This is a genomic window from Aliivibrio sp. S2TY2 (assembly GCF_028765525.1).
GTDB classification, from domain to species: Bacteria; Pseudomonadota; Gammaproteobacteria; order Enterobacterales; family Vibrionaceae; genus Aliivibrio; species Aliivibrio finisterrensis_A.
Genome location: NZ_JARACS010000001.1, coordinates 488783 through 504884, shown reverse-complemented (window position 1 = coordinate 504884; position 16102 = coordinate 488783). Strand labels below are relative to the sequence as shown.

The following is a 16102-nucleotide window of genomic DNA, read 5'->3' as shown; positions in this document are numbered from 1 at the left end:
AAAATGATTACTCATAAAGAGTAAAAGCAGGTGCTCTACCAATAACATAGAGCACAAATATATTAGTGGCTAAATAACTTGAGAAACCAATAAAAAAGTACCAAAAACAAAAGAGAAGATAAGCATTGCAACTCCTCCTTCAGCTAAATAGCCTTTCGTCTGAGTCTCAACTTTTCGAAGTTGAACAACCATAGCAAGTGGAACAAATACCGCTAAGAAAACCAAAATAATCCCAGCGTAGCTTAAAACAGATAAGAACTGATCCGCGGCATAAACTGCACCAAGTAACGGCAGAATAAAGCTGATCACATAAGTTACTGCTTTATTTTGCTTAAACGTATCTTCATTTTGAGTAAACAACGCCATTGCAACACCTAAAAATGACGTCAAGAGCGCAAGTCCAGTAAAGCTAGATAACACAAGATTAATAAAAGCATGCTCTGCACTAAATACTGAGATCAACTCTGATACATTTGAAAAGTGAGTAATTTGTTCAGGTGTTAGGTTACCTACCACTGCATATAACCATACTAAATAACATACCAATGGAATTGCAGAGCCAATGATCACCATATTTCTTAATTGCTTTGGCGTTGCTTCATGGTTATAGGAAACCAAAGATGGGATTACAACCATAAAGCCAAAACTGGTAAAGATAATCGCACTGGTTTGAACTAATTCAATGCCATTTGAATTTGATACTTGAAGGAGGTTATCTAATTCGATCCCCGGGACCAAAAACACAAGAGTCAGCAACAGCATGAATAGCATTACCGCAAAAAGTACACGGTTTAACTTATCAATTACTGCAGTTCCAGAAGCAACAATCACACCTGAAACCAAGGTAAATGCAATTTGGCTTTGCACTAAAGATAAATTCAATCCAACATTTCGAAGTAATTTATTGAGTAAATCTCCGGCGCCTAAAATGTAAGCCATCAGAAGACAAATAAGTAAAGCATACAACAAACCATTCGTGACTAGCTGCCCGCCTTTACCTAAACTTTTACGAGCAATGGTGTTCATTCCTAAACCACCACCGACATTAATACTTGCTTCTAGCAGCAATAAAGCGGCATAAGTCGTTCCTACAAAGATCAATAACATCAATGCAGTTCCCCAAATCAGGCCAAATTGAGCCAATACCATTGGGATTGCCAGCATACCAGCGCCTAGCGCAGTACCTGAAATAATAAGTGAGCTTCCGATTAATTTTAAATTCATTGTTATTCCTTCGTTCTATATTCGAGTTTGAGCTTTAGTTTTATTTTTTGTCAAATTCAACGCGCAAAAAGCCATCCACAAAGATAACGCGGTTGAAATTAGAGCTTATTAATTACGAATAAAAACGGAGAAATCGAAAATACGAGAAGAAGTGAAACGCGAGAAACTGAGACGAGAAAAAGCGTAGAGAAAGAACAACTGATGATTTGAAACCAGAGTTATGGGGTGAACCTTCTGTAGGCTCCAACAATGGGCCTGATGTTAATTGGAAAATCATGTGTACATCCTAATTAGTCACATTCCATTTATAATAATAGGCCGTAAATCCCTTACAGACCGAACTACCAAACTAGTAGTCCGATCCATTCTATATAATGAACTTAGCAATGCAACCCTTAAATAAAACTTGTTTCCCCTATCCTTTAGCCTCTACTAAGTTATTTATCCATTTCTTACTTTTTAAACGATAGACAGAGGCAAACCACTTAAACAACGTTTCTAAAAAGAAAAGGCTATAAACAATTTCAGCTGAATAACCAAAATAAACGGCGCCTAAAGCTGCGATTGGAATACCAAAGAACCATTGCGTTAAAACATCTTGGTATAGGCAGAATTTAACATCACCACCAGCTCTTAAAATACCGACAACCAGTGTCGTAGGAATGGAGCGAAGCATAATTCCGACACACAGAATAGATAAGAATGTATCAGCAAGATCTCTGGTATCCGCTGTTAATGCCGTAAACAGGTCTAAGATGGCCTCTTTTGAAAAATAAAGCGTGATTGACACCATTAAGGTTACAGCAAAACCAACCACCATCATTAATATCGCTTGGTAATACACCTTATCGTATTCTTTTGCACCAATATGATTCCCAACAAGTACCCCAGAAGCATTTGCAATACCCATTAAAAAGCTTAGAGAAACCGCTTCAATAGGGGTAACAACAGCAAACGCAGCTAAGCCTTCCGTTCCTGTTTGTCCCATAATTGCGGTATACGCAAATAAGCCACCTGCCCATAACAAAAAATTAGTGGTAGTTGGTAATGCTAAACGAATAAATGCTTTAAATTTGTCTACCTGAAGGCTTTGGATGATATCTTTTATCCCGAACCTTAAAAGATGACTCTTCATAATTAAATAAAGATAAAACAAACCAACTTCAATGATAGAACTCACCACAGTAGCAATTGCTGCACCTTTTATCCCTAAAGCAGGAAAGCCTAAATAACCAAAAATCAAAACCCAGTTCAGTAATATATTCAGAGCAATACCTATCCCACTAAAGAATGTACTTATACCCGGCTGTTGTATTGAACGAAACCCTGCCCCAAGACTCGCAGTAAAAGCAATAGCAAGCATACTCCAACTGGTTATTTGAATATATTCCACGCCAAGTGCAATAACACTTGGATCTTTAGATGCCAACTGCATAATAAAAATGGCACAGAATTGTAAAAGAAAGATAATAACCACAGCTGAGAATGTGGAAGTGAGCCAAGTTAATGCTGTCGTTTCTCTCAGCCCTTTATTATCCTTTGCTCCCCAATGTTGAGCAGCCAATAAAGCACCTGTTGTTGTTATTCCTGTCAGTATTATGGTTGTAAAAAAAATTGCTCGGCTACCTACACCAACAGCAGCAATATCAGCTTCTGAAAGTTGCCCGAGCATAAACACGTCAATTAAGCTTTTACTGGATAACAAAATACTTTGAAGGGTGATAGGTATGGCAATCAAAAATAGACGACGGAAAAAGTCACCATTAGCATGATTATAAACGTTACGAATTAGACTTGAGCTTACTTCTTTCACACTCTCTTCCACTAAATTTAAGTTGTGAATTAAGTGTATCGAAAATTGCAAGAATACTCATAAGTAGGTATAAAAAGAGTTAGGTCGATTGCAAGAATATGAACCTTGACATTACTATGACAACCCACCATAACCACCATCTTATTTATATAAAGAGTAATAATAAATATAGCGTTATTTTAGATATTGAACATGCGCTTCCATCTCTTCGCCAATTTCTTTACGCATATTCATTAGTTTGATTGCTGAATCTCTTAACTTAATGTCTTCTTCTGTCTCTGGTACCCACTCAGGGACTGACGTCGGTTTACCATTTCCATCAACCGCAACCATGATAACGATACAGTGCGTTGTTAAGCGATTATTCTGCTCTTTAGGGTCGCTTGCTTGAACATCAATAGCGATGTGCATAGACGATTTTCCGGTATAGATGACTTTACCTGTCACTTCCACAAGGTTGCCGACAAAAATAGGCTCAACAAAACGAATACCACCTGCGTATGCAGTAATACAATATTTACCACTCCAGCCTGCCGATGATGCATAAGCGGCTAAATCGATCCATTTCATCACTGCACCACCGTGAACTTTACCACCAAAGTTCACATCCCCAGGTTCAGCTAAAAAGCGTAATGTTATTTCTCGTTTTGTTTTTCCCATTTTAAATTCCTTTTTACTGCATTACATTGTGCAAAATTAACTGACTTTTTTATATTGTTTTTCTAGCTCACTCACGCCTAAACCACTGCGCTTGGTGACTTTTATTTGGACTGGTATGCGTTCTTTCATCGCTTCGATGTGGCTTATCACACCAATCATTTTTCCTGATGCATTTAAGTTATCTAATGCATCAAGCGCCATGTCTAGCGTTTCACTGTCTAGCGTACCAAACCCTTCATCTAAGAACAGTGAATCAATGCTTGTTTTGTGACTAACCAGATCAGAAAGTGCCAATGCCAATGCCAAACTAACAAGGAAGCTCTCTCCACCAGATAAGGTTTTTGTATCACGAACCACATCACCTTGCCATGTATCCAGCACTTGAAGCTCTAATCCATCACTGGCTTTACGTTTAAGCTCATAGCGGCCATGTAAGCGAGTAAGCTGTTTATTGGCTAAATAGACGAGATTCTCTAGCGTTAACCCTTGAGCAAATTTACGGAATTTATCGCCTTTTTGCGAACCAATTAATGAATGCAGATATTGAATATCATCGTATTCTGATTGATACGCTTCAATCGCTTCAAATAGTGCTTTTTGATTGGTTTTACGCTCGCTGTCTGAACGCAACGCTTGAGCGATTTCACCTTCACGTTTAACTAATGTTTCAGATTTAGATTTCACTTGAGCTAATTCTACCTCAACCGCTTCTTTTGGCATTAATTGCCATTCAGCTGCTTTTGGCGCTTGATAATGATGTTCTTTGATTTGCTGTGCACTCTCTAGCAAAGCGCCAGTTCGCTCAATCGCTTGTTGTATTTCCGTTTTTAAGCTGAGTAGTTGTTGGCGTTCTTCTTCTGAAATCAATGCCGCTTGGAATAACTCAAGCGTTTCAAATGGGCTTTGTAATAAAGCGTCTTTCCATACATCAGAACGCTCTTCCGATAGTTTTTCACAACTTAAATAACTCTCTTTAAGACTATTCAACTTGCCATCTAAAGCCGCAAGGTCTTGTACTAATGCTTGTAATTTCTGTTGATCAACATCATACGTTTGCTCTGAAATTGACAATTTCTCACTCATCATAAAGCGTGCTGTTTTGATCTCTTGTGTTCCAAACAACTCAATACGTTTTGCTTGTTGCTTCTCTAACTCTGTTGTTAATGCTGACATTTCAGTTTGTGATTGTTGCTGTTGAGTGTTCAATTCAACCAATTGCTCGGCTAAATGAGCGTGATCACTTTGTAGCGTTTGCTGTTGTTGGGTTTGCACTTGCTGCTGTGTGATTTTTTTCTGAATTTGTTGTAAGTCTTGCTCTTTTTGTACAAACCAAGAGGTAATTTGAGTCAACTCTGGTGCATTAAAGCCTGCTTGCTCAATTTCGGTGACCAACTGCTGCTTAAGTTCCGTTTGACGCAATTGCAGCTGTTCTCTTTTTTGATTGTTATCTTGTTGCTGTTGAAGCGCCGTTTGGTGTGATTGACGATCAAAATTTAACGCCGCAGTGACAGCGTCAAGACGATGCTGAACTTGTTGTAATTGGTTTTGTTGCACTCGAACCTTATCACCCACTTGGCGTAATTGCTTTGCTTGCTCATTAAGCGTAGATAAAGAGGCTTCACACTCACTAATGAACTGATTAATCGAATCAGTATCACCTAAGGTTAGAGTGAGTTGCGTTGTTTCTAATAACGTAGACCATTGCTTTTGCGTGGATTCAACCGTTTGTTGCCACTGCACTGATTGAGATTGGCAATGATCTTGTTTTATTTTAAGCGAATCTAATTGTTCACGTACTGATTTACCTTGCTCGACAATCTCTACGCGTTTCTGCTCGGCTTCTTTTTTACGTTGTATTGTCGCGCTCAAATCAAGCAATTGAGCTTGTTCTAATAGTGGATGATGCGTTGAACCACACAACGGACAATCTTGATCTTTTGCTAATTCTGCTCGATATTTTGCTAACTCGCCTTCTTGCTCAATTAAGGTAGTTAAATCGATGACTTGCTGCTCTTGTTGCTTAAACTGAGTCGCTAGTTCAGTACGCTGCACATCCAATTTTTCAATGTCATTCGCTTGTGTTTTCTGCACAGTGGCAAGCATTTTCAGCTCTTTTGTCGCTCGTAAATACTCATTATTAGTATGAGTTAATTCAACACGGTATTGATGACGAGTCGTTAGTGCCGTTATCTGCTCAGTCAGTTGTGCTTCTGACCCTTTATCTTGCCATTGTTGTAATTCAAGCTCTGCGCACTTCGTCGCTTCTATTTCATTATTAACAATAATTTGAGCTTGATTTAATTCTGCTTCTTTTTTGTTGATAGCATCAAGCAGAGTCTCTACCGCTGCATTAGCGGATGTCAATTGACCATCTAAAGAGGCAGTATCTTTATCTTGTTGTAAAATATGGCTAACTTGGTTCTTCCACTGACCTAAATAACGTTCAATTTGCAGATCAGCTTTATGCTCTTCAACATAATTGGCTAATAAAGAAAGTTTCTCTGTTATGTCAGATAATGTTGCTGTCAGACCTTGTTGCTTTTTATTACCATCCTCAAGACGCGCAGTAAGGTTTGCGATTTGGTGCTGCTTCTCTTGAGATTGTTGAGTCAGTTGAGCAATCGCAGTATCTAACGGTTGCACCGAATCATTAATTAAGTTTTCTAATGTTTTACTCTCACCCTTAATAGTATCAAGCTCTTGTTTTAGCCGTGTAACATGAGACTCAAGTGCTTTTTTATCACTGGCCTTTTGTTGGTGAGATTGCTCTGTCGTCTTTAATTCTTTAACCAACTCTTCAAAGCGAGTTTGTGCTTCTTGCCATAGTTGATATGGCGTACGCAGTTTTTCAGCAGGTTCACTTTGTGCTAAACGATGTAATTGTTCGCTGGCTTGTTTTTCTTTCTCTAATGCTAATTGATTATTATCAACCGCTTGCTGCCACTGGAGTTGGTTTTTCGCATCTGCAATCCACCACTCTACATGTGCTTGCCAATTTGAAAGTTGAGCTTGTTGCTGCTTTTGATTCGTTTGCAGTTCAACTTGCTCATCGATTAATGCTTGCTTATCTTCTTCAGAAAGCAGCTCAACCCCTTCAGCTTTGGCTTTAAGCTCGGCTAATTTCTGCTTTGATGCGGTATAATGCTCATGCACTTTTTCAGAGATCTGCCCGTAGATCTCAGTGCCTGTTAGCTCTTCTAATAAACCGGCACGATCATTCGCATCAGCATTTAAAAACGCCGCAAATTGACCTTGAGAAAGCATCATGGATTTTGTAAATCGAGAGAAATCTAAACCCGTAATCGAGTTGATTAGCTCATCTTTCTTTTTTACTTGCGTTGCTAATACTTTTTCAGAATCCACTTCTGCAAGTTCTACAGTAGCGGCTTGTAAGTTGCCATCCACTTTGCCACGTGAACGACGCTGGCTCCAAAACGCACGGTACGCTTTGCCTTTAACTTCAAATTCCACTTCTGCAGAACATTCCGCCGTGCCACGCGTCATGATTTCATTACTTGAGGTTGAAATACCACCAAGACGAGGCGTTTTATGATAAAGCGCTAAACAGATCGCATCTAAAATCGTCGTTTTACCCGCACCCGTTGGGCCAGTAATCGCAAACAACCCGTTTTCAGCAAAAGGAGATGCTGAGAAATCAATTTTCCACTCACCTTTTAATGAGTTTAAATTTGAAAAACTTAGACTTAAAATTCTCATGCATCACCTTCTTGTGAATCGGTATCTTTATGTTCTACTTCTGACAAAATCTGTTTAAATTTCATTGTCATTCTTTCTGCGCGTTGCTGCTCTTTCTCTGTCTCAAACGTCTCTTGCTCTATCCGTTTAGTAAACACATCAAAAGGCGTTAACTCCGCTAGCGTTTCTGTTTTTTCTTGTGCTAACGTTTGTTCACTGCGGTTTCTTGCACGACGCAGTTGCAACACTTCAACGTTAAGATCTTGAGTTAGTGCTTGAATGCGTTGTTGTAGATCTGACAGGTAATCTTGCACTTCGACTTCAATGCATAGCCAAGTCGTATCTTCACACTCTTTAAATTGTGCTAACTCTTGTTCAATCGTTTCTAAATCGCCCTTTAATGCCTTCATTTGTTGAAACATAGGCACATTAATTGGTGTAATTTGAGTTACGCTTGCTTTATCAAACTCCACCATCACCACTTGTTTTTGAGATTTTAATTCATCAAAACTTAATGGGATTGGTGAGCCGGAATAACGAATATGATCAGATTTAGCCACCAATTGCGGGCGGTGAATATGACCAAGCGCGATGTAATCTGCAGGCGGGAAACCATCGGCAGCAAAGCCATCCAATGTACCAATGTAGATATCACGAACTGAATCTGATTGTTTAACACCAAGTGCCGTCAAGTGACCCGTTGCAATAATAGGTACATCAAGATCTAACTCAGATCTTAACTCTAGCGCTTTTTGATACAACTGATGATAATGCTGTTTGATGGCTTCACCGAGCGCTTGTTGTTTCTCTACACCGGTTGAGCCTGCAACACTAGTGACAACGTCACGCGGACGAATAAATGGAACCGCGCATAAAATAGCGCCCACGGCTCCATCACTGTTTGGAAGCGTTAATAATTGAGTGGATAAATCATCATTGGTATTGGCAATCACTCGTGCGTTCAAGTGAGCCAATAATTGTTTTGATTCATTTAACGTTGAAACTGAGTCATGGTTTCCACCAAGCACGATCAATTCGCAGTTTACTTTGTTCATCTCCACCACAAATTGGTTATACATTTCACGCGCGTAACTTGGTGGCGCGCCCGTATCAAACACATCTCCAGCAATAATCACCGCATTAATGGCATTTTCTTGGACTTGTTCAAGTAGCCAGCTAATGAATTTTTGATGTTCATTACGGCGACTTTTTGTGAAGAAATTTTGACCTAAATGCCAATCGGAAGTATGTAAAATACGCATAAATATCAACTTGTTTGATGGATAGAGAAGACGATACCCCTTTTATACCATCTGGGAGAGAAACTATGTACTTTTATAAGCTTTTAAACTTAAAACTATTAGCAGGTGTTGACCTTACTTCATGCTGTTATACTTTATTTAATAAACGTCGATTCCATCGATAATAACAACATGAGTATCTAATTTGCCATCTCCTGAAAGCCTTACATTCACCACCATCAATATGTTCAACTTTGTTGAGCCGCCTAATGCGTATTACGATTTTGAAAATATACTAACTCAAGATGAATGGCTGAAAAAACAGGGCTGGTTTAAGGATAAGATCACGGCATTAAACTCTGATGTGATTGGGTTTCAAGAAGTCTTTAGTCCAAACGCTTTAGAGGCTTTAGTGAACGAGCTTGGCTATTCATATTTTGCCACTGTCGATGAACCAAAATCTGAAGATGGCTATGTCTTTAATTCCCCTGTAGTTGCCTTTGCTTCGCGTTATCCAATTCTAAATGCTCAACCTGTTGTTGCAAAACCAGAACAATTAAAACGATTCGGAATTGAGTTTGAATTTAATCGTGTACCTGTTCATGCCAGTATTGAACTGCCTCACCTTGGGATTACTGACTGTTATGTGGTGCACTTCAAATCTCAGCGCCCTAAAGAGCCGGAAGAAAGTGATGTAACGGATGAAGTCAACAGCTCTCCTCTTCATCAACTTCATGATGAACAGCTAGGTTCTTGGCTTTCTACTGCACAACGTGGGTTAGAAGCGAATATTCTACATAACCATATAATTCAGCAGCGCAAAGAATCAAATCAGCCTGTAATTGTCATGGGCGATTTTAATAAGCCCTTGTTTCATGATGAATTTAAAGGACTACTTTCTTATGAACTTCGATTCGATAAATTCAGTACCGATTATTTAACTCGATTTCAGCTTAAAGACAGCTGGGATATTTACTGTGGATTAAAAGGCGCAGATTTATTGGAAGAGCGAGTAAGTACCCATTATTACGGAGCAAAAGGGTCTGTATTGGATTACATTCTGCTGTCTAACGAATTTGATAGCTCATTTTCGGGCAGTATTTTAGAAGTCATTGATTACACAGTAACAGATCAGCACATTGTGAATCCTAGATTTGATATTGACCAATTCAGCACCGATCACGCTTTGGTTTCAATTACAGCTCGTATACGGCAGGCATAAAAAAGGGCTGAATAATTCAGCCCTCTCTAAACATGACAGTTAATGTAGATTACTCACCGCGGTAAGTACAACCTGCTGTACATGTCTCTTTAATTTCAATTTTACTTAGTAATGGAAGACTTGGTTTTACTTCGTTCCAAATCCACTTAGCTAATACTTCACTTGTTGGGTTTTCTAACCCTTCAATGTCGTTTAAGTAATAATGGTCAAGGCGATCATAGGTTGGTTTAAATGCCGCTTTAATTTCAGAGAAATCAATTACCCAACCCGTATGTTGGTCAACTTCACCTTCAACATACAAACGAACTAAAAAAGAGTGACCATGAAGACGACCACATTTATGACCTTCTGGTACATGTGGTAAATGGTGTGCTGCTTCAAACATGAAGTCTTTATATAGTTCAGTTGTCATTAGTTAAAATCTCTATTACCTATATTATGAAGCAGGGATAGTACTCTACTTCCCTACTAAACAACAAGACTCACAATCAGTAAGTTCCCTATTCTCTTATGATATTGTCGATTTTTTCGGCGAATTTACAACGAAAATTGATTCTTATTCTGAAAAATCACGTTTATAGAACAACAACACTTGAAGCTATCAATAAGAAAGGTAATATGTATTTCTTGAAATAAAAATATTCGTGCATGTAGCACAACAATGGAGAATGTAATTAACATGACTTACGCGCCTGTAACAGACGTATTAAGCGGCAAACTAGCGGTTGACAGTGAAGTAACTGTTCGCGGTTGGATCCGTTCACGTCGCGACTCTAAAGCTGGAATCTCTTTCCTAGCTATCTATGACGGTTCTTGTTTCGATCCGATTCAGGCCGTAGTTCCTAATGACTTAAATAATTACAATGACGAAGTTCTTAAGCTAACAACAGGTTGTTCTGTTGAAGTGACAGGTACTATCGTAGCTTCTCCTGCTAAAGGCCAAGATTTTGAGCTAGCTGCAACTGAAGTTAAAGTTGTAGGTTGGGTTGAAGATGCTGACACTTACCCAATGGCTAAGACTCGTCACTCAATTGAATATTTACGTGAAGTTGCACACCTTCGCCCACGTACTAACGTGATTGGTGCGGTTGCACGTGTTCGTAACTGTCTATCTCAAGCGATTCACCGTTTCTACCACGAGCAAGGCTACTTCTGGATGTCTGCTCCACTAATCACATCATCTGATGCTGAAGGTGCTGGTGAAATGTTCCGTGTTTCTACGCTAGATCACGCGAACCTTCCTATGGATGACAAAGGCAATGTTGATTACGACAAAGACTTCTTTGGTAAAGAAACATTCCTAACCGTATCTGGTCAACTTAATGCGGAAACTTACGCTTGTGCACTAAGCAAAGTTTACACATTCGGTCCTACTTTCCGTGCTGAAAACTCACACACAAGCCGCCACCTAGCTGAATTCTGGATGGTTGAGCCTGAAGTTGCTTTCGCTACGCTTGATGACGTAGCTAAACTAGCTGAAGACATGCTTAAGTATGTATTCGAAGCGGTTCTTGCTGAGCGTCGTGATGACCTTGAGTTCTTTGCTTCTCGCATCGACAAACAAGCGATCACTCGTCTAGAGCAATTTGTAAGCTCTGATTTCGCACAAGTAGACTACACTGACGCTATCCAAATCTTAAAAGATTCTGGTCGTGACTTTGAGTTTGATGTTGAGTGGGGCATCGATATGTCTTCTGAGCATGAGCGTTACCTTGCTGAAGAACACTTCAAAGCACCTGTTATTGTTAAAAACTACCCGAAAGACATCAAAGCATTCTACATGCGTCAAAATGACGATGGTAAGACGGTTGCTGCGATGGATGTTCTTGCACCAGGTATTGGTGAGATCATCGGTGGTTCTCAACGTGAAGAGCGTTTAGACGTTCTTGATGCTCGTATGATTGAAATGGGCATCGACCCTGAGCACATGAGCTGGTACCGTGATTTACGTCGTTACGGCACAGTTCCTCATGCTGGCTTCGGTCTTGGCTTTGAGCGTCTAGTGTCTTACGTAACTGGTATGGGCAACGTTCGTGACGTTATCCCGTTCCCACGTACTCCACGTTCAGCTAACTTCTAATTGGCTTTTCTTATAGGGCACTAGCTCTGTAAGAAAAGATGAAGTAGAAAGTATGAATACAAAAATGGCGACCAATGCGGTCGCCATTTTTTTAACTATATATTTAGGTATCATTACCAGAAACGAACTCGACCAGTATCAATATGAACAAAGTTACTGCCTGGGTAATAGCCTACTCCACCCGCTTTTAATGATAATGCCGCTTTTCTTACTTCAGCCAACGGAACACCTTCTAAACGAAAATCCATGGCTTTGCCTAGCATATGCAAACTTTTCTTTGCCACGCCACCGTGTGATTTACCACGTAACATTTCATTTGTTGCTGGTGAGCGATAACCCGAAATAATTTGAACCTGAGTATCACAACCAATGACATTTTGAATCGCCGACAATTGGTCAAATAATCGTTTATCCATTTCGATGCTTTCATTACGTCTGAAATCTCGACATAAATGATTTAGTTTTGCTAACTCTGCGCTCTGATAACCTCGTCCATTGAAATATTCAGTCTGTAGCTCTTCACCGGTATGTAAATTGTTTAACGCTAGCTTACGTGGTGACTCTTCAAATTGTGATGCGAAAGATAACGTAGGAAATAGACTTAAACCAACGGTAGCTGCGCCACCAAGTAGGATTTTACGGCGTAATGGACTAAATTCAGACATGCAGTAAAGGGCTCACTTATAAATAGATCGGTCAATAACTGAGCGCAAAGATACACATCAATCATTAATTGGTCAAATAATAAACAATTCTTTTTATCGCCTGAATTATATAATAACTAGCTTACTTATTGAACTAAATACACTTTTTAGGCTTAATTTTGAATGTCAATTATTGGTCAATTTTTAGACTTACTCCATTGATCATACTTATAAATATCATCTCTAAACTGAACTTGGTTCTTTTCATCGATCCACGCAGTTTGGTAAATCGTATATACCGAGATCATTTGAGATAAAAACGCTTCTTTCGTTTCAGGCAGTTGATGATAGCTACGGTATTCTTTTTTAGAAAAGTGTGATTCTGCCATTAAGAGCTGAGCAAATTCTGATGCTTTTTCAACCCGAATACACCCAGAGCTATACGCTCTAGTTTGTTTTCTAAACAGTGATTTAGAAGGAGTATCATGCAAATAAATGGCATTTCTATTGGGGGTATTAAATTTATAACGACCAAGCGCATTACTGTTGCCTGACTTTTGTCTCAACTTATAAGGAAAAGTTTCAACGCTCACCTGCTCCCAATCCACATCATCAATCGGAATGACATCATCACTTAACCACGTAGGAACAATTTCGAAATTTTGTAATAATAAAAAATCTTTATCATTAAACGCTTTAGGTAAAATATCTTCTCTCATGATTTTCGTTGGTACTTTCCAATTAGGATTGAAAACAATGGAATCAAGATATGTCGAAAACAATGGCGTTTTTCTTTCTGGTTTCCCTACAATCACTTTACTATGGAACAACAGCTCATCTTCTTGCCAGTACCCCATATCATAGGAAGGGATATTAACTAAGACATAACGATCTTTTTTATTCTCCCATAACCGTAATCGCTGAATATTAAGAGCCATGATCCTAACCCGCTCTTTAGCTGACATATTTAACCAGTATTTGGTTTTAGGGCCAACAATACCATCAGGAACTAAACCATGACGCTTCTGAAAGCGCTTAACAACACTCACAAGTTGTGAGTTATATAGCCCATTACTTTGCGATAACAATTCTGCACTTTCTTCTTCCGTGATCTCACCTGCAATATATAAACGATTGATTAAAGAAGTATCCGATATCACTTGGTTCGGTCGTAACACTTTAGAGGAAAGCTTCTCCATCGGCTCGCTATAAGGATCATAATAGCTAAGCAACTGAAGATAAAAGTCTTCATACTGTGTCGAGCTTGGTACTAAGCTCTCGGTAAGATAAGTCAATCGACCACTTGCAAAGGCACGGTTTATTGAGGAGATTATTTGAGGATATGGTGTACCTAAGTGCTCATCAAGCCGGCCACCAAAAAACCAACTTTTTCCTTTTTTTGGTATTTGAGATTGATAAGTAAGAAGATAAATTAAGGTATCTGTTGCTAAAACATCGTATTCCAGTTCTTTTGAATTCTGCAGATGGTAATAACGTTGTTCGAGAGTATTATTTAAATCAGCAAGAACCAGTAAAGCTAACTGATTTTCTAGATTTTTCCGAGCTTGTGGTGAATACCATTTTCGCTGTTCATTTTGATAAAAGTGAAAAACGTATTGTGGGTAAAATAACTCTGTTTCATACTGCTTTAAAACATTTCTTACATCACTCGACGCTTGTACGCTTAATGGCATAAGTATTAAAAAAACGACAGTAAGAAGCAGAAATCTCACCATAAACACTCCCTACCAAATAATAAATCATTACTTTTATAATAGTCTTTAAGTATTAAATATCAAATTGATAGGATACATTCACTCAGATATAAAAAAGGCCGGATAATCCAGCCTTTAGGTAGTTTTCACTATTTTTTATTGAATAACTTCGCCACTTTCAATCACTGTTTTACGAACAACTTTTGTAAACTCAATGACTTCTTTACGAATTTCATCTTCATTAACGGTTAATATTTCACGATCTTTCATGATCACTTCACCATCAACAATTGTATGACGAACGTTACCTGAATTTGCCGAATAAACTAACGCAGAATAAGGATTATATACTGGCAGCATATTTGGTGCCTTCGTATCAACAACAATAATGTCAGCAAGCTTACCTACTTCAATAGAGCCTATTTTATCTTCCATATGAAGCGCTTTAGCTGCACCCATCGTTGCCATATCAATAACCTTGATTGGAGGCATTGCTGCACGATCTTTATTCACTAATTTATGAACTTTAGCAACTTGGTTAAACTCATCAATAATGCTTAATGTGTTACCAGACATTGGGCCATCAGTGCCTAAACCGATACGAACACCTTCATCGTACATTTTAAGTGCTGGAGACACACCTTTTGCTGATTTGATGTTCGCACTCATGTTATGCGCAACACCCATATCTGATTCTTTTACTAGCTCAATGTCTTTATCATCAATAAGAATCATATGCGCACCAATAAGGTTCTTATTAAGCGCGCCAATACTGTGCATGTACTCTACTGGAGACATCCCATTAGAACGCTCAGCAATCACTTCTTCTTCGCGATGTGATTCTGCTAAATGGATCATGACTGGAACATCTAGCTCTAATGATAGCTTAGCAATTTTTTGTAACGTCTCAGTTGTATTTGTATAGGGTGCATGAGGAGCAAATGCTGGAGTGATACGAGGGTGATCTTTGTATTCTTCAATAAAGTTTAGTGCGTACTGAATGCCCTCATCTGCATTTGCAGCATCTGCCACAGGGAATTTAATAACACTTTCACCTAGAATGGCACGCATACCAATTTTGTCGACCGTCTTTGCAACTTCGTCTTCAAAATAGTACATATCAGCATAAGTGGTTACCCCACCCTTAACCATCTCTACGTTACCTAGATTAGCACCAATGCGAACCATATCGCGTGATACTAATTTTTTCTCTAATGGAAAAATATAACGGTGTAAACGGTCAGGAACATCATCACCTAATGAACGAAAAACAGTCATTGATGCGTGAGTATGTGTATTAATTAAACCCGGTAGAACAATATCACCATCAACATCTAATACCGTTTTTGCTTCATAGTTTTTTGCAATACTTTCATCACCAACTGCAACAATTTTATTACCTTTGATGGCAATTACACCATTATCAAACGTTTGCTTAGATTCATTCATTGTAAGCAATGTTGCATCTTTGATCAGTAAATCGACTTGTTGTGCTGCCAACGTAGAAAAACTAGTTGCTGCTATAGCAATGGCAACTAAGGTTTTTTTTAAATACATAAATATACTCACTAAAGAAAGAAAGATAGCTAGATTTCAGGAGCGGATGATATACGTGACATTCCTTTTATCAAGGGAATTATCAATAAACAGCCCTACCTTATTCTCAAAGTAGTGACCAATGTCATATTTTTAAAGATTCTGCGAGGGATGAGAATTATTGCAAATAATACCCTTGCTGCTATTTTGCTGCTAAGTTGGAAGGTAAGGTTGATAAAGGTATCGAAGAAGAAACATTCACTCAACAAGT

Annotated in this window: 11 protein-coding genes; 2 read left to right on the top strand and 9 right to left on the bottom strand. The window is 38.8% G+C overall.

Translation table 11 applies throughout. From position 1 onward, the window contains the following. Positions 1–69: 69 nt before the first annotated feature. The 5 genes from PVK63_RS02275 to sbcD all read right to left on the bottom strand — a co-directional run bounded on the left by PVK63_RS02275 (position 70) and on the right by sbcD (position 8655). Positions 70–1224, bottom strand: a complete 1155-nt coding sequence (locus tag PVK63_RS02275; RefSeq protein WP_130047873.1) for an amino acid permease — start codon at positions 1222–1224, stop codon at positions 70–72. 415 nt (positions 1225–1639) lie between these two features. After that, a complete protein-coding gene (locus PVK63_RS02270; RefSeq protein WP_130086819.1) occupies positions 1640–3037 on the bottom strand; it encodes an MATE family efflux transporter in 1398 nt (465 codons plus the stop codon). A gap of 174 nt (positions 3038–3211) precedes the next feature. Continuing rightward, positions 3212–3697 carry an acyl-CoA thioesterase gene (locus PVK63_RS02265; RefSeq protein ID WP_130086818.1) on the bottom strand — a complete coding sequence of 162 codons (486 nt, stop codon included), beginning with the start codon at positions 3695–3697 and terminating at the stop codon, positions 3212–3214. A gap of 36 nt (positions 3698–3733) precedes the next feature. Then, the gene (locus PVK63_RS02260; RefSeq protein WP_130086817.1) at positions 3734–7414 is read right to left on the bottom strand and encodes an AAA family ATPase; all 3681 of its coding nucleotides are present in this window, start codon (positions 7412–7414) and stop codon (positions 3734–3736) included. Next, positions 7411–8655, bottom strand: coding sequence for an exonuclease subunit SbcD (sbcD, locus tag PVK63_RS02255; RefSeq protein ID WP_130086816.1), 1245 nt, complete (start codon positions 8653–8655; stop codon positions 7411–7413). Before sbcD ends, PVK63_RS02260 begins: the two co-directional genes overlap by 4 nt. Before the next feature lie 184 nt (positions 8656–8839). Here sbcD and PVK63_RS02250 point away from each other — a divergent pair, with 184 nt between their 5' ends. Then, positions 8840–9856 (top strand): endonuclease/exonuclease/phosphatase family protein, encoded by a 1017-nt coding sequence (locus PVK63_RS02250; protein WP_165371177.1) that lies wholly within the window; start codon positions 8840–8842, stop codon positions 9854–9856. Between the two features lie 49 nt (positions 9857–9905). Here the strand turns inward: PVK63_RS02250 and queD are convergent, their stop codons facing one another. Then, positions 9906–10268, bottom strand: a complete 363-nt coding sequence (gene queD, locus PVK63_RS02245) for a 6-carboxytetrahydropterin synthase QueD (protein ID WP_061002237.1) — start codon at positions 10266–10268, stop codon at positions 9906–9908. 267 nt (positions 10269–10535) lie between these two features. Between queD and asnS the strand changes: the two genes are divergently transcribed. Continuing rightward, entirely contained in the window at positions 10536–11936 is a 1401-nt protein-coding gene (gene asnS / locus PVK63_RS02240) for an asparagine--tRNA ligase (protein ID WP_072054459.1), read from the top strand. A 113-nt stretch (positions 11937–12049) separates the two neighbouring features. Here asnS and PVK63_RS02235 read toward each other — a convergent pair whose 3' ends face one another. The 3 genes from PVK63_RS02235 to PVK63_RS02225 form a co-directional block, all read right to left on the bottom strand. Next, entirely contained in the window at positions 12050–12601 is a 552-nt protein-coding gene (locus PVK63_RS02235; protein WP_065594630.1) for a YcbK family protein, read from the bottom strand. Between the two features lie 176 nt (positions 12602–12777). Beyond that, complete coding sequence (locus tag PVK63_RS02230; protein ID WP_242511058.1) at positions 12778–14316, bottom strand: L,D-transpeptidase family protein; 1539 nt, start codon at positions 14314–14316, stop codon at positions 12778–12780. 135 nt (positions 14317–14451) lie between these two features. Continuing rightward, positions 14452–15852 carry an amidohydrolase gene (locus PVK63_RS02225; protein ID WP_130047877.1) on the bottom strand — a complete coding sequence of 467 codons (1401 nt, stop codon included), beginning with the start codon at positions 15850–15852 and terminating at the stop codon, positions 14452–14454. Positions 15853–16102: the final 250 nt, after the last annotated feature.